This is a genomic window from Kribbella kalugense, assembly GCF_004365875.1.
Taxonomy (GTDB): Bacteria; Actinomycetota; Actinomycetes; order Propionibacteriales; family Kribbellaceae; genus Kribbella; species Kribbella kalugense.
In genome coordinates, this window is the sequence record NZ_SODF01000003.1 from 954,053 (window position 1) to 969,616 (window position 15,564).

The 15,564-nt window shown below is 68.0% G+C and carries 24 protein-coding genes and 1 tRNA gene; 19 read left to right on the forward strand and 6 right to left on the reverse strand.

The genetic code is table 11. The annotated features are described in order from the left end of the window. Window positions 1-20: 20 nt before the first annotated feature. The 4 genes from EV650_RS35975 to mscL all read left to right on the forward strand — a co-directional run bounded on the left by EV650_RS35975 (window position 21) and on the right by mscL (window position 2,118). Window positions 21-488 carry a DUF1203 domain-containing protein gene (locus tag EV650_RS35975; protein WP_134123608.1) on the forward strand — a complete coding sequence of 156 codons (468 nt, stop codon included), beginning with the start codon at window positions 21-23 and terminating at the stop codon, window positions 486-488. Between the two features lie 77 nt (window positions 489-565). Beyond that, window positions 566-937: an FmdB family zinc ribbon protein gene (locus EV650_RS35980; RefSeq protein WP_134123609.1), complete on the forward strand. Its 372-nt coding sequence runs from the start codon at window positions 566-568 to the stop codon at window positions 935-937. A gap of 58 nt (window positions 938-995) precedes the next feature. After that, window positions 996-1,613 (forward strand): SAF domain-containing protein, encoded by a 618-nt coding sequence (locus EV650_RS35985; RefSeq protein ID WP_166678392.1) that lies wholly within the window; start codon window positions 996-998, stop codon window positions 1,611-1,613. 115 nt (window positions 1,614-1,728) lie between these two features. Then, window positions 1,729-2,118 (forward strand): large conductance mechanosensitive channel protein MscL, encoded by a 390-nt coding sequence (mscL, locus tag EV650_RS35990; RefSeq protein WP_134123610.1) that lies wholly within the window; start codon window positions 1,729-1,731, stop codon window positions 2,116-2,118. A gap of 29 nt (window positions 2,119-2,147) precedes the next feature. On the opposite strand, the gene EV650_RS35995 is transcribed toward mscL, so the two are convergent. The 3 genes from EV650_RS35995 to EV650_RS40570 are packed head-to-tail and all read right to left on the reverse strand — an operon-like array spanning window position 2,148 to window position 3,455. Next, the gene (locus tag EV650_RS35995) at window positions 2,148-2,666 is read right to left on the reverse strand and encodes a GNAT family N-acetyltransferase (RefSeq protein ID WP_134123611.1); all 519 of its coding nucleotides are present in this window, start codon (window positions 2,664-2,666) and stop codon (window positions 2,148-2,150) included. 10 nt (window positions 2,667-2,676) lie between these two features. After that, a complete protein-coding gene (locus EV650_RS36000; protein WP_134123612.1) occupies window positions 2,677-3,315 on the reverse strand; it encodes an alpha/beta fold hydrolase in 639 nt (212 codons plus the stop codon). After that, the gene (locus tag EV650_RS40570; protein ID WP_166678393.1) at window positions 3,312-3,455 is read right to left on the reverse strand and encodes a hypothetical protein; all 144 of its coding nucleotides are present in this window, start codon (window positions 3,453-3,455) and stop codon (window positions 3,312-3,314) included. Before EV650_RS40570 ends, EV650_RS36000 begins: the two co-directional genes overlap by 4 nt. 174 nt (window positions 3,456-3,629) lie before the next feature. On the opposite strand from EV650_RS40570, the gene EV650_RS36005 reads away from it, so the two are divergent. The 7 genes from EV650_RS36005 (at window position 3,630) to EV650_RS36035 (ending at window position 8,976) form a co-directional block, all read left to right on the forward strand. After that, the gene (locus EV650_RS36005; RefSeq protein ID WP_238174696.1) at window positions 3,630-4,235 is read left to right on the forward strand and encodes a hypothetical protein; all 606 of its coding nucleotides are present in this window, start codon (window positions 3,630-3,632) and stop codon (window positions 4,233-4,235) included. Window positions 4,236-4,376: 141 nt separating this feature from the next. Then, window positions 4,377-5,678, forward strand: coding sequence for an alpha/beta hydrolase (locus EV650_RS36010; RefSeq protein WP_134123613.1), 1,302 nt, complete (start codon window positions 4,377-4,379; stop codon window positions 5,676-5,678). A 92-nt stretch (window positions 5,679-5,770) separates the two neighbouring features. Next, window positions 5,771-6,265: a SigE family RNA polymerase sigma factor gene (locus EV650_RS36015; protein ID WP_134123614.1), complete on the forward strand. Its 495-nt coding sequence runs from the start codon at window positions 5,771-5,773 to the stop codon at window positions 6,263-6,265. Next, entirely contained in the window at window positions 6,262-6,876 is a 615-nt protein-coding gene (locus EV650_RS36020) for an META domain-containing protein (RefSeq protein ID WP_134123615.1), read from the forward strand. The genes EV650_RS36015 and EV650_RS36020 overlap by 4 nt, the downstream gene beginning before the upstream one ends. 92 nt (window positions 6,877-6,968) lie before the next feature. Continuing rightward, entirely contained in the window at window positions 6,969-8,258 is a 1,290-nt protein-coding gene (locus EV650_RS36025; protein ID WP_238174697.1) for a chymotrypsin family serine protease, read from the forward strand. A gap of 97 nt (window positions 8,259-8,355) precedes the next feature. Next, complete coding sequence (locus EV650_RS36030) at window positions 8,356-8,859, forward strand: hypothetical protein (protein WP_134123616.1); 504 nt, start codon at window positions 8,356-8,358, stop codon at window positions 8,857-8,859. Between the two features lie 44 nt (window positions 8,860-8,903). After that, a tRNA-Arg gene (locus tag EV650_RS36035) sits at window positions 8,904-8,976 on the forward strand. Window positions 8,977-8,980: 4 nt separating this feature from the next. Here the strand turns inward: EV650_RS36035 and EV650_RS36040 are convergent. Further along, on the reverse strand, window positions 8,981-9,463 hold the full coding sequence (locus EV650_RS36040; protein ID WP_134123617.1) for a hypothetical protein: 483 nt from the start codon (window positions 9,461-9,463) through the stop codon (window positions 8,981-8,983). Between the two features lie 43 nt (window positions 9,464-9,506). After that, the gene (locus EV650_RS36045; protein WP_134123618.1) at window positions 9,507-10,079 is read right to left on the reverse strand and encodes a TetR/AcrR family transcriptional regulator; all 573 of its coding nucleotides are present in this window, start codon (window positions 10,077-10,079) and stop codon (window positions 9,507-9,509) included. Window positions 10,080-10,172: 93 nt separating this feature from the next. Here EV650_RS36045 and EV650_RS36050 point away from each other — a divergent pair, with 93 nt between their 5' ends. The 7 genes from EV650_RS36050 (at window position 10,173) to EV650_RS36080 (ending at window position 14,465) form a co-directional block, all read left to right on the forward strand. Next, the gene (locus tag EV650_RS36050; RefSeq protein ID WP_134123619.1) at window positions 10,173-10,901 is read left to right on the forward strand and encodes an SDR family NAD(P)-dependent oxidoreductase; all 729 of its coding nucleotides are present in this window, start codon (window positions 10,173-10,175) and stop codon (window positions 10,899-10,901) included. A 108-nt stretch (window positions 10,902-11,009) separates the two neighbouring features. Next, a complete protein-coding gene (locus EV650_RS36055) occupies window positions 11,010-11,279 on the forward strand; it encodes a hypothetical protein (RefSeq protein WP_134123620.1) in 270 nt (89 codons plus the stop codon). Continuing rightward, window positions 11,279-11,500: a hypothetical protein gene (locus tag EV650_RS36060; RefSeq protein WP_134123621.1), complete on the forward strand. Its 222-nt coding sequence runs from the start codon at window positions 11,279-11,281 to the stop codon at window positions 11,498-11,500. The genes EV650_RS36055 and EV650_RS36060 overlap by 1 nt, the downstream gene beginning before the upstream one ends. Window positions 11,501-11,554: 54 nt before the next feature. Further along, on the forward strand, window positions 11,555-12,457 hold the full coding sequence (locus EV650_RS36065; RefSeq protein WP_134123622.1) for an NAD-dependent epimerase/dehydratase family protein: 903 nt from the start codon (window positions 11,555-11,557) through the stop codon (window positions 12,455-12,457). Next, the gene (locus EV650_RS36070; RefSeq protein WP_134123623.1) at window positions 12,454-13,173 is read left to right on the forward strand and encodes an LmeA family phospholipid-binding protein; all 720 of its coding nucleotides are present in this window, start codon (window positions 12,454-12,456) and stop codon (window positions 13,171-13,173) included. The genes EV650_RS36065 and EV650_RS36070 overlap by 4 nt, the downstream gene beginning before the upstream one ends. Before the next feature lie 54 nt (window positions 13,174-13,227). Further along, the gene (locus EV650_RS36075) at window positions 13,228-13,941 is read left to right on the forward strand and encodes a PadR family transcriptional regulator (RefSeq protein WP_238174699.1); all 714 of its coding nucleotides are present in this window, start codon (window positions 13,228-13,230) and stop codon (window positions 13,939-13,941) included. After that, entirely contained in the window at window positions 13,938-14,465 is a 528-nt protein-coding gene (locus EV650_RS36080) for a DUF1707 SHOCT-like domain-containing protein (protein ID WP_134123624.1), read from the forward strand. The genes EV650_RS36075 and EV650_RS36080 overlap by 4 nt, the downstream gene beginning before the upstream one ends. Here EV650_RS36080 and EV650_RS36085 read toward each other — a convergent pair. Next, window positions 14,453-14,839 (reverse strand): VOC family protein, encoded by a 387-nt coding sequence (locus EV650_RS36085; protein ID WP_134123625.1) that lies wholly within the window; start codon window positions 14,837-14,839, stop codon window positions 14,453-14,455. The two genes, EV650_RS36080 and EV650_RS36085, sit on opposite strands and share 13 nt — an antisense overlap. A 54-nt stretch (window positions 14,840-14,893) precedes the next feature. Here EV650_RS36085 and EV650_RS36090 point away from each other — a divergent pair, with 54 nt between their 5' ends. Further along, window positions 14,894-15,478 carry a helix-turn-helix domain-containing protein gene (locus EV650_RS36090; protein WP_134123626.1) on the forward strand — a complete coding sequence of 195 codons (585 nt, stop codon included), beginning with the start codon at window positions 14,894-14,896 and terminating at the stop codon, window positions 15,476-15,478. Window positions 15,479-15,564: the final 86 nt, after the last annotated feature.

Here is a 15,564-nt window from a genome sequence, read left to right on the forward strand (position 1 = left end):
TTGCTCTGCGTTCCCTGGACATGAACACAGAGTTGAGCTATGAGGGCGTACCCACTTCCGAGCTGGACCGGATCCGCTGCAACAGCTACGACGACTTCGGAAACGCTGTCGTTTCGCGAACCTCCGAGGAGGGTGGCGAGCCACTGCGCTGCTGCCTGACGCTCGCCCGCGCCGGCGAGCAGATCACGCTGGTCGCCCACCGACCGATGACGGTTGGTGGTCCGTACGCCGAGGTCGGGCCGGTGTTTGTGCACGTGGCGGACTGCCCGGCGCCGGTCGCGGACGGCTTCCCGTTCGACTACCGGGACCGGCAGGCTGTACTGCGCCCGTACGACGTGGCGGGTCAGATGCTGGACGGTGTTGTCGCGGAGCCTGGGACGAGTGAGACGGAGCTCAAACGACTGTTCGAGGACCCGGCTGTCGACACCGTGCAGGTGCGGAACGTGGTGGCCGGGTGCTGGAACTTCACAGTGCGCCGACAGGGCTGAGTTGGAATACTTCGGGCCGCTGGCGCATTATTAGCAGTCGTGTAGTAGGAGTGCCAGCGGCTTGAAGGGAACCGACCGTGCCGACGTACCAGTACCAGTGCACCGACTGTGGTGAAGCGCTCGAGGTGCGCCAGAGCTTCACGGACGACGCGCTGACCGTGTGCCCGAACTGCCAGGGCAACCTGCGCAAGGTGTTCAACGCCGTGGGTGTCGTGTTCAAGGGTTCCGGCTTCTACCGGACCGACAGCCGGTCGTCCGGCAAGAGCTCGGTGCCGGCGAAGTCCGAGTCGTCGTCCGGGTCTTCGTCTTCGTCCTCTGGGTCCTCTTCGTCGTCGGACTCGTCCTCCGGGTCCTCCTCGTCGTCGTCCGGGTCCTCGTCCGGCTCTTCGTCGTCCGGCTCGTCCTCGTCGTCGAACGGTTCGTCGTCGTCCGGTACCAGCGCGGCCTGATCCAGCCCCTGTGGATAACTGAGGGGCGGGTGCCGGCGAAACTCGTATCTTCTCCGGCATGAAAATCCCTTCCCTGCTTCGTGATCTGGTCCGTGCCGCTCGTTGGCACCGTCGTCTCCTGGCCGGTTTCGTCGCCGCGATCGCGGTGTACTTCGGCCTTCTATCTCTCTCCCCCGCGCCGCCGCCGACCGTCGCGGTGTTGGCCGCGGCACGCGACCTCACCGGCGGAGCTGTGCCCGCCTCCGATGACTTGCGGACCGTCGACTTGCCGCCGGGTTCGGTGCCGGCCGGCGCGCTCAGACCAGGCACCGATCTGACCGCTCGTGTGCTGAGCGGACCCGTCAGGTCCGGCGAGCCGCTCACCGATGCCAGATTCCTGGCTCCACCTGCGGTGCCGTCAGGTTCGCTCGCCTATCCGTTCCGCATCGACGACGCGGACATCAGCGCTCTCCTACGAGTCGGCGACCACATCAATCTGTACGCCGCAACGAGCACGGCAGCCGAGGCGGCAGGTCTGCTCGCCCGAGCCGTGCCCGTGGTCGCCTTGCCTGCGCCACGTTCGTCAACGGCCGGCGCGCTGATCGTGGTCGCGACTTCGCCGGAGATCGCATCTCGACTGGCCCAGGCCAGTACGAATTCACGCATCACCGTGGCGCTGACCCCCGATACGAGCTGATCACCCAACGAACACGTCGCGGCACGATGTGTCGCCGTGCGGCGCGGTACCTCGCTCTTGGCAGCCTGCGGCCCTACTTTGTCCGGGTACATCCCACCCGCTTCGTGGAGGCACCATGCTCAAGGGCTTCAAGGAATTCGTCATGCGCGGGAACGTCGTCGACCTCGCGGTCGCCGTCGTCATCGGCGCCGCGTTCACCAAGATCATCGGCGCGGTCGTGGACGGCTTCATCAACCCGCTGATCGCCGCGATCTTCGGCAAGGCGGACATCAGCGGTGTCTGGAACTTCCACATCAACGGGGCGATCTTCTCGATCGGCCTGATCCTGCAGGCCGCGCTGAACTTCCTGTTCGTCGCCGCGGCGGTCTACTTCGCCATCGTGATGCCGCTGAACAAGCTGGCCGAGCGTCGCGCCCGCGGTCAGGAGCCGGAGCCCGACCCGCTGACCGCGGACCAGGAGCTGCTGACCGAGATCCGGGATCTGCTCCGCGCCCGCCAGCCGTAGGACCCGCCGGAGCGGGTAGGCGCAATTCCTCAGCCCCTGAGCTCGCCTAAGCCTGCCTGCTCCTGCTCCGGCTCTCCGGCATAGCGCATCCAGCGGTACGGGACCGGTTGGCCGACGTTCCACTCTTCCATCAAGGCAGCGGGGACATCGACGAAGCCGCTGCCGTGGTAGGCGCGGATCGCCGCCGCGTTCTCCGGGCGGACCCGCAGGAAGACCTCCGAGTACCCGGCGTCCAGCGCCGGCCCGAGCAACGCGCGGACGAGTTCACCGCCGACGCCGCGGCCCCGCAACTCCGGGTCCACGATGATCCGGGCGAGCTCGACCTCGTCCTCCTCGTCGTCCAGCCAGACCTCGCCGTACCCGACCGGCCGGTCGCCGTCGAACAGGAGATAGGAGTGGATGTCGGAGTCGGGCCGCCGCCAGTTCGTCCGCAGTTCCTCCGGGAACGGGTACTCCACCCGCCCGGACAGCAGTGCCACTTCCTTGGCATCCACGGCCCAGCTCGCGACCTGAATGCCGTACCCGTCGGAAAACCCCCGCAGTTCCACGCTCTCCCCCTCAGTTGACGAACTCCACGATCGTTCGCACCAACTGATCCAGGTAAGGCGGGCTGCCCCCGTTACGGAACGTGGGCGTCGGTGGTTCCGGACACCCGGCCAGCTCACGACTCCCCCGGATCGACCGCAGCAACGCGTCGACCGTCTTCCGCTGATGCGATGGATTCTCCGGTACCGACGGCAGCACCGCCACCCGAATTCGCTCCAGCGCGGTTAGTTCATCGTCCCGCACACCGCGCAGAATGCCCCCGGCCAGCAGCCCGACCGCGGCATCAGGCGGACAACCGCGATCCACCAGCGAGACCCGAGCCCGCTCGTTGGCGGCCGCGTCGTCGCCGGTCGCGGGCCAGGCCAGCAGCAGGCGATCGACCAGGTCCGGAAACCTCAACGCCAGCAGGACGGCGACGGTACACCCATTGGAGGCCCCAACGATTCTTACCGGTCCGGGCTGCTTCGCCAGTTGTTCACCCAGGACCTCGACCTCGACGTACCACCCACTCGGCTGCCGCGGCCGGTCCGGCGCGAGCACCTCCAGGCCGTACGACGTGAGTCCACCGGTGATCCCCGTCGTACCCCAGAACGCGTCGGCGTCCATGGCTTCCCAGAGGCCGCCGTGGACGAGAAGCACGGTCGCGCTCATCCGTGGTGGGGTGGTACCTCGTTCAGAATGCGATCGTCGTCGTCGTTGCTGCCGAAATCGCTCTCGCCCCAGGTCCGCGGGTCGTCGTCGCGGGTCTGCTCCGGCAGCAGCGGCTCGTCGTCTTCGTACGGGCTCGTCATACATCCAGATTACCTAGACCGGGCGACCAGCGCGTGCAGGTTACAGGTCTGCCTCGGTTGCCGAACGATCCGGCCGCGTGACCGGATAGACGCGCCGCCGTGATGTTCTGGCACGCGCGACGTGACTCCCTTCGAGCATCATGGGTGACCTTGCCAACCCGGAAGGACCGAGTCGTGAGTGCACTACGGACACGGGGCCTGATCGGTGCGACGTTCGTCGTGGCTGTCTTCGGAGTTGCCGCCGCCTGCGGCAACGAGGACGCCACCTCTCCGCCCGCCGCCCAGCCCACGGATACGCCGACCACCCCCGGCACCCCCACGCCGTCACCCACCCCCAGCGGCACACCGAGCATCGACTGCCCGAGCACCATCGCGGCTGTCCGCGCGGCCACCGACAAGGTGGTCTGGGGCCAGGGCGTGGCCACTTCGACGTTCCACCCGGTCAGCGTGACGATCTGCCAGTACGACGCGATGGCGTCCGGGCAGAACTACGCGACCGGCAGCACGAAACGCAACGGCAAGCAGGCGACCGACCTGTTCGCCCTGGTCAACGCGGCGAAGCCGGTCGCGAAGGAGCCGACCATCTGCACGAAGGAGCTCGGCCCGACCTACGTGCTGCGGTTCACCGACAACGACCGCGGCGTGCTGTCGTTCACCGCCGAGGCCTTCGGCTGCCGCCGACTGGTGGCGACCTCGCTGGAGGGCCAGGGCAAGCCCGGCACCCTGCCGGCGCCACGTCAGGTGACCGCCGAGCTGACCAAGTCGCTCGGCCTGCGCTGACCCCGGTTCGGACGCGCCCCCCGAAGCCGTCCGAAGTGGGGTCAACCCGCGCCTGCCTTGCGGGTCCCTCTCGAGGTTGACCCGCGAGGCAGGTTGCGGCGGCTGACGCATTGCCGCACCCTGACCAACCAGGGAGGGTGCATGCGAACGGTCCGGCTGCTGTGTGCGCTCGTACTCGCCTGCACAGCCTGCTCAGCGCCAACAGATGACTCCACCTGCACAGCAGGCTTCACGTGTACGACACTGCACGTGCCGCTCGACCGGCAACGCTCCGACGGCCCGTCCCTCGACCTCGCGGTCATCGCCGCCGATAACGTCGACGCACCCCGTGGTGTTCTCCTACTGCTCACTGGCGGCCCCGGTCAGCCAGGCGTCTCACTGCTCCCCAGCCTCCGCCACAACGTGCACCCGGACGTACTGCGCGACTACCGCCTCGTCATGTTCGACCAACGCGGCACAGGTCCGAACGGCATCAATTGCCCTTCTTTACAAGAGACTGTGGGCGGCTCGGACTTCCTGACCCCACCGGCAGCAGCTGTCGACGAGTGCGCCCAGCGAGTCGGTTCCGGCCTCGGTCACTACGGCACGCCCGACACAGTCGACGACATCGAGCAGCTACGCCAGTCCCTCAAGGTCGACCGGCTGACGCTCGACGGCACGTCGTACGGCAGCTTCACGGCAGCGCAGTACGGCTTGAAGTACCCGGATCATGTGCAGTCGCTCGTGCTGGACTCCGTCGTACCGCACAAGGGATTCGACCCGACGGGTGTGGATCTGATGGCCTCGACGGGCGCGATACTCACGGCCGCGTGCCACCAGGACGCCGCGTGTACGACGGACCCTGTGGCGGATCTGGCGTGGTTGGTGCAGCACGGTGTCAGCGGGACCGACCTGATGGAGTCGCTGTCGGTCGCGAGCCTCAACTCGGTCAACCCGTCCCTCAAAGGCATCCCGGCCGCCCTGCACGCAGCACGCACCGGGGACGACACCCGGCTGAAGGAACTGATCCAGCAGACCACCAGCAAAGGCCTCACCTACGACACCCTCTCCGCCGGCCTCCACATAGCCACCCTGTGCTCGGACCTGCGCTTCCCTTGGTCCGGCAAGCCAGACCGCAAGACCGCTCTCGACGACGCGGTACGCCGCCTGGACCCGAAGCGGCTGTACCCGTACGACGTGGCGACGTCACGCAGCCAGCTGATGATCCAGGGCTGCCTGCGCTGGCCGGCTGCCCGCGTGTCGACGTACCCGGCTGCACAGAAGCTGTTGCCGCGCACGCTGATCCTGCACGGGAGCAACGACCTGTTCTGTCCACTGGACTGGTCCAGATGGGAGCAGACGCACTCACGGGACGCCAAGCTGGTCGTCGTGCCGGGTAGTGGTCACAGCGTGCAACGGGATGCCCGTGGGCAGGAGGCGGTCCGGGAGTTCCTGCTGGACTAGAGATCGAACTGTGCGCGAATGGTTGCAGCACGTGGGCAGCTCGATGCGTCTAATAGGTGTGAGGAGTTGTACGCCCAGCCAGGGAGTGGCGAGTGGAGTTCGAGGAGTACGTATCCGCCCGTGGACAGGAACTGGTGCGGCTCGGGTTCACGGTCTCCGGCGACTACCAGCGAGCGGAGGACCTTGCGCAGATCGCGTTGATGCAGGCGTTCCGGTCCTGGCGGAAGGTGCGGAACACCGACGACCCGCACCACTACGTCCGGCGGATCCTGGTGAACGAGTTCCTGTCGATGACCCGGCGGCGTTCGTACGGCGAGGCGCCGACGGCCGACGTCGAGCCGCAGCGCACCGTGCCCGACCACGCCACGAACATTGCCAACTCCGATCATCTCTGGCGAGCGCTGGCGACGCTGTCCGCCCGGGAGCGGGTCGTGCTGGTCCTGCGCTACTACCAGGACCTGGACGACCAGACGATCGCCGACGTGCTCGGCATCAAACCGTCCTCCGTGCGTGCGACCGCGAGCCGAGCGCTCGCCTCGTTACGGAAAACCAGAGAGTCCCATCGTGTTGATGAGAGGTTGTCGTGAGCAACACCGATCTCGAGGATGACCTGCGGGGTACCTTCGAACGCGCCGCGGCCACTGTGCCGGAGGCCGCCGGCCTGACCGAGCGCGCGACCGCGGGTGCTCGCCGGGCCCAGCGCCGTACCTGGATCGTCTCCGGGGCAGCCGCCGTCGCGGTGGCGGCTGTCGCCGTGGTCGGCTTCGGGCTGGCCGGCTCGCACAACCAGCCGACGCAGCCTGCGCAGCCGCCCGTCGCGGGTGCACAGGCGCCTGCCGTCGAGACGCTGACGCCACAGGTGCTGTCGGCCCAGGCCGTGTCCGGCACCTGGCGGCCGGTGGAGATCGCCGGCGTCAAGTCTCTGAAGGCAGCCCGGCCGGAAGACCCCGTACTGACGCTGCGCCCGGACGGGACGTGGGTCGGTTCGGACGGCTGCAACGCACTGCAGGGGACGTACACGATCGGTCAGCGTGGTGCGTTCACTGCGACCTCCGGGCCGCAGCACATGATGGGCTGCGACAACGTCCCGCACACCGGCGTACTGAAGGCCGCCAAGCGGGTCGCGTTGGACGGCGACGCGCTGCATTTCTTCGGCGCAGACGGGCTTCAACTTGCGAGTTACGCTCGCGCACGGTAGTCGAATTTGTTCGCGGACGGTGATCGGCTCTTGACTGAACGGAGTCTCTGACCGGACCATCTAGTGGCCGGTCCACCGATCTTGGGAGCTTTGTGCGACTCTCTGTTACCGTCCCGCTGCTCACTCTCGGCTCAGCCTCACTCTTCGCAGTCGCTCTCACCGTCCCTTCCTCGGGTGCGGTGGCGGGCGCTGCGGTGTGTTCCCACGCACAGCCGAGTGCGAGCTCGACCGAGGCAAAGCGGTTGTCGCAGCCGACCTCAGCGTCCGACGCACGGCCGCTCGGTGAGTCGCTCGGCGACGGAATCTCCGCCGCCGTGAATTCCCTCGAGCCACTGGACGCAACCGGCCGTCCCACGTCCGGCCTGCCGTACGGGCTCAGCCAGGGCGTCATCGGCGTGGTCGGCTCCGCCGCGACCGGCTACAAGGTGGTCGTCGACTCCGCGAAGCTGGACGCCAAGAAGTACCAGGCCGCGATGGCCCGCAACCTGCCCGCGGCCGGCAAACAGCTGGTCGGAGTCGAACGCAGCTGCCGCACGGCCCAGTCGATCGCCGACGCCTGGACCGCCGTCGGCGACCGCTCCTGGTCCTCCGACGCCGGACGTACGACGTTCTCGGCCGACCTTGACCCGGTCAGCGAGAACGTCGTGGTCGAGTACGACAAGGCCACCACCACCCCCGCGTCGTTGGCCGGCCTTCGCGGACTGTCCGGCGTACAACTCGTGGCCGGCTCACTCGCACGGACGTCCCGCCTCAGCGACACCCCGAAGGGCGGCCACTGGGGCGGTGCCCGGATCACGTCGTCGCTGAAGAACTGCTCCGCCGGCTTCTCCGTCGTACGCCGTTCCAACGGTCAGCGCGGCTCCGTCACCGCAGGCCACTGCGGCGCGGCCGGCACGGTCTGGAAGTCAGGCGCCAACTACTACGGCACGACCACGCTGCGGACGAACTACCCGGACTACGACCAGTCGCTGGTCACCGGCAGCGCGTACGGCGCCAAGATCTGGACCGACGGCCCCGGCGACACCGCCAACACCCGCACCGTCACCGGCGGCGGCGACCCCGGCGTCGGCACCGTGGTCTGCCAGTCCGGCAGCTTCAGCACCTCCCTGTGCGGCCTCACGGTCCGCTCGACCTCGGCCAGCTACTGCGACACCGACGGCTGTACGACGTACGTCATCCGCGCTACCCGCAACGGCCTGGTCGCCATCATCGGCGGCGACTCCGGCGGCCCCGTCTACACCCGCCGCGGCACCAGCTCCGCCACCGTCCGAGGCATCGCCTTCGCCGGCGCCGGCTGCGTCTCCTCCCGCTGCACCACCCTCTACGCCGAACGCTACAAATCCATCACCGGCCACCTAGCCGTAACCGCCCTCACCGGCTGACGGCACGACTGTCTTACGCTCCGCGAGGTGGCCCCGATCGTCGGTAGCATCCGACGCGCGAAGGCCCCCAATCGCATCGAGAATTTCGGAGCTGAACATGGCTGACGAGAACACACCTGCCAACGATCGGCAGAGCCTGGCCGAGCGCTTGAGGCAACGGTTCAGCTCCCCGGCACAGCCGATGGACGTGACAGCAGAGATGCGCGCCGTCATGGCACGCGCCTTGGAGCCGAGTGCGGAGATGGCTCGCCAAGCCGCAGCGGAGATCCAAGCCGCCGGCGATGAGCGCCTCGCGCACCTCTTCGCCGACGACGTGTACCCGGGGCGAGACCGCAGCGAGTTGTCGAACCATGAATTCCTGGAGGTGTTGCGGACCGCGGAAGAACGTCAGAAGGGCGTCGACCAAGCGTTGACCGCGGCCCCGGCCGACTCGTCGACCACCGGCTCACCCGAGACACAGGCTGCAGGCACCGACGCGATGCGCCACGCAACCCTCGGCGTCAGCGACGCAAGCCGCGCCGCCGCCCAAGACGCCGGCACAACGGCCACCTCCACCAACCACTCACCCCACAAGCCCACCCCAAAGGCCCACGAGCTCTGAACACCAAGCCCCCGACCGAAGTCCGCTAGGCTGTCCCAGCGTGCGCCCCCGTAGCTCAGGGGATAGAGCGTCGGTTTCCTAAACCGTGCGTCGCAGGTTCGAATCCTGCCGGGGGCACCTTTTAGTGGCGGAAGAGTTCGCCTAGGACTTTCATTTTGTCGGGGCGGGCTTGTAGGAGCATCAGGGCCAGGGCGGCGATCGGGTCCAGGTCGGGGGCGCTGTGGGTTTCGAAGGTTCGGACCGTGGAGTCGTTTGGTGACTGCTGTCGGACCTGGAGGACGGTGCGGTCGCCGTTGGTCACGTCGAACTGCGCCTTCAATCGGAACCGGCGGTGGATGTGGTAGTCCTGGCCCCACAGGTGCACTGTGCTCTTGTGGCGGTCGCCGACCTGTTGGCCGCGGACGGAGAGCAGGTGCTGGCCTGCGTTGAAGTCGACCAGTAGGCGCGGTTCGTCGCCGACGCGATCTTCCTTGCCCAGTACGGCTTGACGGCCGCGGCCGGACTGGACCGAGAACGCCTTTGCTGCTTCGTCGTCAGTGCTGAACGTCGAACTGAGTAACCACATCATGGCCTTGCCCGGCCGCAACTCGTCAGTCGTAGTCACTGCCCCACCAGCTCAGTCCCGAGAGTCGTCGTCGTACCGGAGACTACTTGGCAGCCTGGGTCAGAGCGGCGGTGAAGAAGCGTTGTACTGCGTCGAGCGGCTGGGTACTGCGTTGTGCTCTGGCGAGGATCAGAGCGCCTTCGAGTGCAGCGAGCAGGACCGAGGCTTGCTCGTCCGCGACTGACTTCGAGCTGCCGAATCTGACCAGGGTGTCGCGGACCGACTCGTGCCACTGGGAAAGCAGCGTGCGGGCCTTCTCGCGCAGCTGATCGTTGCCGGAGGCATCGACGATGGTGGCCGCGATCGGGCAGCCGAGGGTGAAGTCGCTGTCGAGCAGAGACTTCCGCCACGGCGCGATGACAGCGTCGACGGCCTCAGTCAGAGTTCGCGCATCGAGGAGCTTCGACTGCGCTGCGATGTCCGCGGCGACCAAGTCGAGTGCCTCGCCGAGAAGCTGCGTCTTGCCACCCGGGAAGTAGCGCTGCAGGGATCCGCGCGGGCCGCCTGAGTGCGCGACGATCTCCCGCAGGCCGACGCCGTGGACGCCGCGCTCCCGCACGAGTACGGCGGCGCTGTCCACCATCCGGCTCCGCGGCGGCTGACTGTCTGACCCCATCTGATCACTTTAGCTCACCGGCGATGACGACTGTCATCGCGAGGGTGGTACGTTCGATGACAGTCGTCATCGAACGCCGAGAAGGGACCCGAAATGACTGCAGAGCTCGCCGGCCGGACCGCGCTGGTCACCGGCGCCACATCCGGCATCGGCAAGGCCGCCGCGCTCAAACTCGCGGAGTACGGCGCGACCGTCCTCGTCCACGGTCGCGACACCGCCCGCGGTACGGCGGTCGTCGACCAGATCGAGCAAGCCGGCGGCAAATCCCGCTTCGTCGGCGCCGACCTCAGCAACCCCGACGAGGTGGCCCAACTCGCCGCCGAGGTCGGCCCGGTCGACATCCTGGTCAACAACGCCGGCTCGTCGTGGTTCGGACCCAGCAGTGAGCTCACGGTTGCGACGTACGACCGGCTGTTCGACGGGAACGTGCGGTCGGCGTACCTGCTCACGGCCGCGCTCGCGCCGGAGATGGCTCGCAACGGCGGCGGCACCATCATCAACGTCGGCAGCATGGTCGGCAGAGTCGGCCTGTCTGGTGGCGCGGCCTACAGCGCGACCAAGGCCGCTCTCGAGGCGATGACCCGCTCCTGGGCCGTCGAGTACGGCGCTGACCACGTCCGCGTCAACGTCGTCGCGCCCGGCCCGGTGTACACCGACGGCTCCGTACCCGAGCGCACCACCGCACTCGGCAACACGACCCTGCTCAACCGAGCCGCCCAGCCCGAGGAGATCGCCGAGACGATCGCCTTCCTGGCCTCACCCCGTGCCGACTACATCACCGGCGCGACCATCGCGGTCGACGGCGGGCGGACCGCTGTCTGACGGCGGACAGAGCGGAGCGCCGGCTGATGGCGGGTAGAGTGGAGAGACTCCGGAACGATGACATTCCAGGTGGTTTGTCGGGACCCGTGGGTTATGAGGCGATACGCAATGTCGATCCGACCACTTCCCGTTTCCTTCGGCGCGAGTCGCCGCTCGGCTGTTGACCACGATCTTTCGTACCTGCTGGCCGAGATTGAGTCCGCCCGCGCGGCCGAGCGTCTGGCCCGCGGAAGCCGTCATCCGGGTGACACCTTCCGCAGTGACGCGGCCCGCCTCGCCTCGTCGCTCGGCGCCTACGCCAGAGCGCTGGAGGGGTACCGCCTGCCGATCCCGCCGGTGATCCGCGACGAGCTGAGGTTGCGCCAGGGACTGTCCTGATGACGGACGAGGAGTGGACTCTGAGCAAGTCCCCGCTCCCCGGTCACGTGATCGTGCTGACAGGCACCGGCCGTCAGCGAGGCTGGCTGCTCGCCCGTGACAACGGGCCGGCCGGCTGGTTCGGTCTGGTGCAGTACTACGTCGATGACGTCGAGATCACCAGGTACCTCCCCGCCGACCGGATCGCCTCACCGGACGGCAGCGCAGTACCGACGCTCTGACGTCACCCCGGCATCGGCAACACTGGGGGCCGGTGTCGAGTGGAAGGGACAGGCGTGCACGTTGTCGTCGGAGCTGGAGCCGTGGGGAGTGTCGTCGCCCGGCTACTTGCCGCAAGCGGCGAGCAGGTGCGAGTCATCACGCGGTCCGGCGGTGGACCGGACGGGGTGGAGCGGGTCGCCGCGGATGCCGGCAAGGGGCTGACGGAGTACGTCGATGGTGCGACGGCGATCTACTCGTGCGCGGGACCGCCGTACAACAAGTGGACGACCGAGTGGCCTCCTCTCAACGCAGCCTTGATTACGGCGGCTGAAGCGTCCGGAGCGGTCCTGGTGACGACGGGGAACCTCTACGGGTACGGCGCGGTCGACGGGGTGATGAGCGAAGAGCTGCCGCTGCTGCCCAACACCGTGAAGGGACAGGTGCGCGCTCAGCTCTGGACCGATGCCGTGAAGGCACATGAAGAGGGTCGGATCCGGACCGCGGAGGTACGCGGCTCGGACTACCTCGGTGCGGGCGCGGTGTCGCCGTTCAGTGTGACTGTGCTGCCGAAGGTGATCGCTGGCAAGCGCGGGATGATGCCGGGCGACCTGGATGCACCGCACAGCTGGACGTACGTCGGCGACGTCGCACGGACTCTGATCGCGGTGGCCGGTGACGAGAGCGCGTGGGGCCGCGCCTGGCACGTGCCGACCCCGGCGCCGCTGTCGGTCCGGGAGCTCGCCAGTCGCGCCGCCGAGCTGGCCGGCGCGTCCAAGGCACAGGTCGCCACGATGCCGTCCTTCGTACTGCGGCTAGCAGGGTTGGTGGACCCCGCCGCGCGCGAGATGGTGGAGATGCAGTACCAATGGCAGCGGCCGTTCGTCCTCGACTCCACCGCAGCAACTGTTGCCTTTGGCCTCAAACCGACGACGACCGATGAAGCACTCCGGGAAATGATCGTGAAAGGCAAGCGATGAGCTCCAACAGACCAGGCCGGTGGTTCCGCCGCCTCATCGTCACGCTGGTCGTGCTGGCGGTGCTGGCGATCGCCGTGGACCGGATCGCCGCGGTGGTCGCGCAGAACCAGCTCGCGTCGATGGCGACCAAGGAGGCCGCGAAGTACGACGTACGCTCGGCGGACACCTCGGTCAAGATCGGGGGCTTCGGGTTCTTCCCGCAGCTGTTCAAGGAGGACTTCTCCAAGGTCACCCTGACGATGGAGAAGCCGACGCTCACCAAGATCCCGGGTGAGAACCTCACCGTCGACATGCACAGCGTGCATGTGCCGCGATCCCTGCTGACACAGCAGTCCGGCGCGGTGACCATCGACACGACCAACCTGCGGCTGCAGTTCGCGCCGCGGGAGCTGGGCAGGCTCGCCGTCGCGGCCACCGACCTCCAAGGGCTGAGTCTGGTCGTGGTCGACGGCAAGCTGCACGCGAAGTTGACGCTGGGCGGATCCAGCGCCGACGTACCGATCACTCCGAAGATCAGCAACGGCCGGATGGCGCTGGCCGTCGACCAGCTGCCCGACGGCATCCCGGCCGTGCTGCGGACCGCCCTGCAGAACCGGCTCGCCGACGGCATCGAGATCCCGAAGCTGCCGTTCGGCGCACAGGTCACCGGGGTCAGCATCGAGGACAACTCCGTCGTCCTGACCGCGGCCGTGCAGGACCTGAAGTTCAATTCCTGACTCTCTTGGGTTGCGATGGTTCGCGATATATCGTCGAACTATCGCAATCACTTCGTGAGGGACGGGTGGGTCGAGATGACCGGATCGGCGTACGCCGCGGGCTTTCCTTGGCAGCAGTTCGCACGGCATTGTTCAAACTTCGACGACATCTTGGATGAGTTGCGCGCGGCGATGACCGGCCGCCGTACTCACCGGGGACACCAGCAGCAGCACTTCGGGCCGCAGTGGGGCATGTTCGGCGGCGGGCAGCCGTTCGGCCCGCCGTGGGGACCGCCGCCGCGGTGGCGCGGCCCGAAGGCCCGACGCGGCGACGTGCGGGCGGCGATTCTCGCCGTGCTCGCCGAGCAGCCGATGAACGGCTACCAGATCATCCAGGAGATCGCCGACCGCAGCGGTGGCGTGTGGAAGCCGAGCCCCGGCTCGATCTACCCGACCCTGCAGCAGCTCGAGGACGAGGGCCTGGTGGCGGCGGACGCCGAGACCGGCCGACGGACGTTCCAGCTGACCGACGAGGGCCGGGCGTACGTCGCTGAGCACCAGGACGAGGTGTCCGCGCCGTGGGAGGCGATGAGCCAGCCAGCCGGTGGCGACGACGAGAACGGGTTCCGGCCGGTGCTCGGTCAGGTCGCGACGGCGATGTGGCAGATCCTTTCCACCGGTACGCCGGAGCAGCAGGCGAAGGCCCGTGAGGCAGTCGGCGAGCTGCGCCGGAAGCTGTACGGCATCCTCGCCGAGGACGGCTCGGACAGTGAGCAGGACAAGTCATGACTGACCGGAGTCGGTCCCGAGGCGCCCGTCGCGGGCCTGACTGGCAGGGCTGGGGCGACCGGCACCAGCCTGGTTGGCCCGGCGACTGGCGGGACTCGCGCTGGGACGAGCCGCGTGAGGCCCGGCGTGACGACGTACCGACGAAGCGGTTGCGGATCGGCGACGCGGAGCGGGATCAGGCCGTGTCGCTGCTCAGTGAGCACTTCGTCGCCGGGCGGTTGACGCAGGCCGAGTTCGAGGAGCGGAGCGAGCAGGCGACCCGGTCGCGGTACACCGACGACCTCGAGCCGTTGTTCGACGACCTGCCGGCCTCGACGGAGCTACAGCTCGTGCAGGGTGGTCCGGTTCGGCCCCGCCGCCGGCCCGGCCCCCCGCCGCCGATCCTGATGCTGATGCCGTTCCTGATGGTCGGTCTGGTGATCAGCTCGATCGCACTGACCGCGCCGTGGTTGCTGTGGGGCGTGTTCTGGATCGTGATGATCAGCGGCATGTCCCGCCGCCGCTGGAACCACTACCGCCGCTGACGGTTCCGCGGGATCTCCTGCGCGAACTCCACGACGAACCCGTCCGGGTCGGCAACATGGACCGTCCGATGTCCCCACGGACGGTCCGCCGGCCCGGATAGCACGCGTACGCCGTCCGCTTCCAAGCGCTCGGCGTACGCATCCACGTCGTCAACCATCACCACCACTTCCCCACCGGCGCCCGGCATGACCCCACCCCCGGTCAACCACTCCGCCCGCCGCCGCTCGTACAACGCGAACCGAACCCCACCCGCGTCGAACTCCGCATACCCCGCATCCGTGAACTTGTACGCAAGCCCCACCACATCCCGGTAGAACTCAACCGACCGCCCCAAATCCCCCACATACAAGATCACGTACCCGATCCGCTCCATGAGCGAGACGCTACGCGCGTTGCCGCCTCGCGGTGTTGCATATATGCTACAAGCATGGAGGCGGGAGAGCTGGTGAGACGGGCACGGCAAGACGCCGGGCTGTCCCGGAGCGCGCTCGCGGCCAGGGCCGGGGTTCCGACCTCCACCGTGTCTCGCATCGAGGCCGGGTCGACCGATCCGACACTGACGATGCTTTCGCGATTGATAGCCGCGTCCGGCCATGAGCTGTCGATCACGACGGACAGCACCGCCCGGACGCATGGGCCGTCGATCGCGAGCCTTACCGATGCCTTCTCGCCAGACGCGCCAGTTCGCAAGGTGAACTGGGCTCGCCTGCGTGGATTCCTCGACCAGCTCCTCGCGCATCCCCACCTGACCGCGGACGCCATCGAGTCTCCCCCCAACCGGACCGGCGACGCCGCGTTCGACGCGCTCCTGGCCGGCATCGCGGAGAAGCTCGCCGACGACACCGGGCTACCCCGACCTCGATGGACCCGATCCGTGCCTCCCTCACCCGTTCCTTGGGAGGCTCCCGGTACGCCGTCGCGCGTCGAGCGAGCGCGCGCACAGGCCCCGGCCCAGTTGGCCGCTCGCAACATCTGGCTGGCGGCCCACGACCTCTGGCGTGACGCAGCATGAGTCAGCCCGACGCACACTGACCTACGACGACATGACGGTTCTGTGGCCGAGGTGGTGGGTTCCCCGATGCACGGGCCGCTGTGGAG

Coding starts and splice junctions, on each gene's coding strand:
- EV650_RS35975 (WP_134123608.1), top strand. CDS start 21: ATGAACACAGAGTTGAGCTATGAGGGCGTACCCACTTCCGAGCTGGAC.
- EV650_RS35985 (WP_166678392.1), top strand. CDS start 996: ATGAAAATCCCTTCCCTGCTTCGTGATCTGGTCCGTGCCGCTCGTTGG.
- mscL (WP_134123610.1), top strand. CDS start 1,729: ATGCTCAAGGGCTTCAAGGAATTCGTCATGCGCGGGAACGTCGTCGAC.
- EV650_RS36000 (WP_134123612.1), bottom strand. CDS start 3,315: ATGAGCGCGACCGTGCTTCTCGTCCACGGCGGCCTCTGGGAAGCCATG.
- EV650_RS40570 (WP_166678393.1), bottom strand. CDS start 3,455: ATGACGAGCCCGTACGAAGACGACGAGCCGCTGCTGCCGGAGCAGACC.
- EV650_RS36010 (WP_134123613.1), top strand. CDS start 4,377: ATGCGAACGGTCCGGCTGCTGTGTGCGCTCGTACTCGCCTGCACAGCC.
- EV650_RS36030 (WP_134123616.1), top strand. CDS start 8,356: ATGGCTGACGAGAACACACCTGCCAACGATCGGCAGAGCCTGGCCGAG.
- EV650_RS36045 (WP_134123618.1), bottom strand. CDS start 10,079: ATGGGGTCAGACAGTCAGCCGCCGCGGAGCCGGATGGTGGACAGCGCC.
- EV650_RS36050 (WP_134123619.1), top strand. CDS start 10,173: ATGACTGCAGAGCTCGCCGGCCGGACCGCGCTGGTCACCGGCGCCACA.
- EV650_RS36055 (WP_134123620.1), top strand. CDS start 11,010: ATGTCGATCCGACCACTTCCCGTTTCCTTCGGCGCGAGTCGCCGCTCG.
- EV650_RS36060 (WP_134123621.1), top strand. CDS start 11,279: ATGACGGACGAGGAGTGGACTCTGAGCAAGTCCCCGCTCCCCGGTCAC.
- EV650_RS36070 (WP_134123623.1), top strand. CDS start 12,454: ATGAGCTCCAACAGACCAGGCCGGTGGTTCCGCCGCCTCATCGTCACG.
- EV650_RS36080 (WP_134123624.1), top strand. CDS start 13,938: ATGACTGACCGGAGTCGGTCCCGAGGCGCCCGTCGCGGGCCTGACTGG.
- EV650_RS36085 (WP_134123625.1), bottom strand. CDS start 14,839: ATGGAGCGGATCGGGTACGTGATCTTGTATGTGGGGGATTTGGGGCGG.
- EV650_RS36090 (WP_134123626.1), top strand. CDS start 14,894: ATGGAGGCGGGAGAGCTGGTGAGACGGGCACGGCAAGACGCCGGGCTG.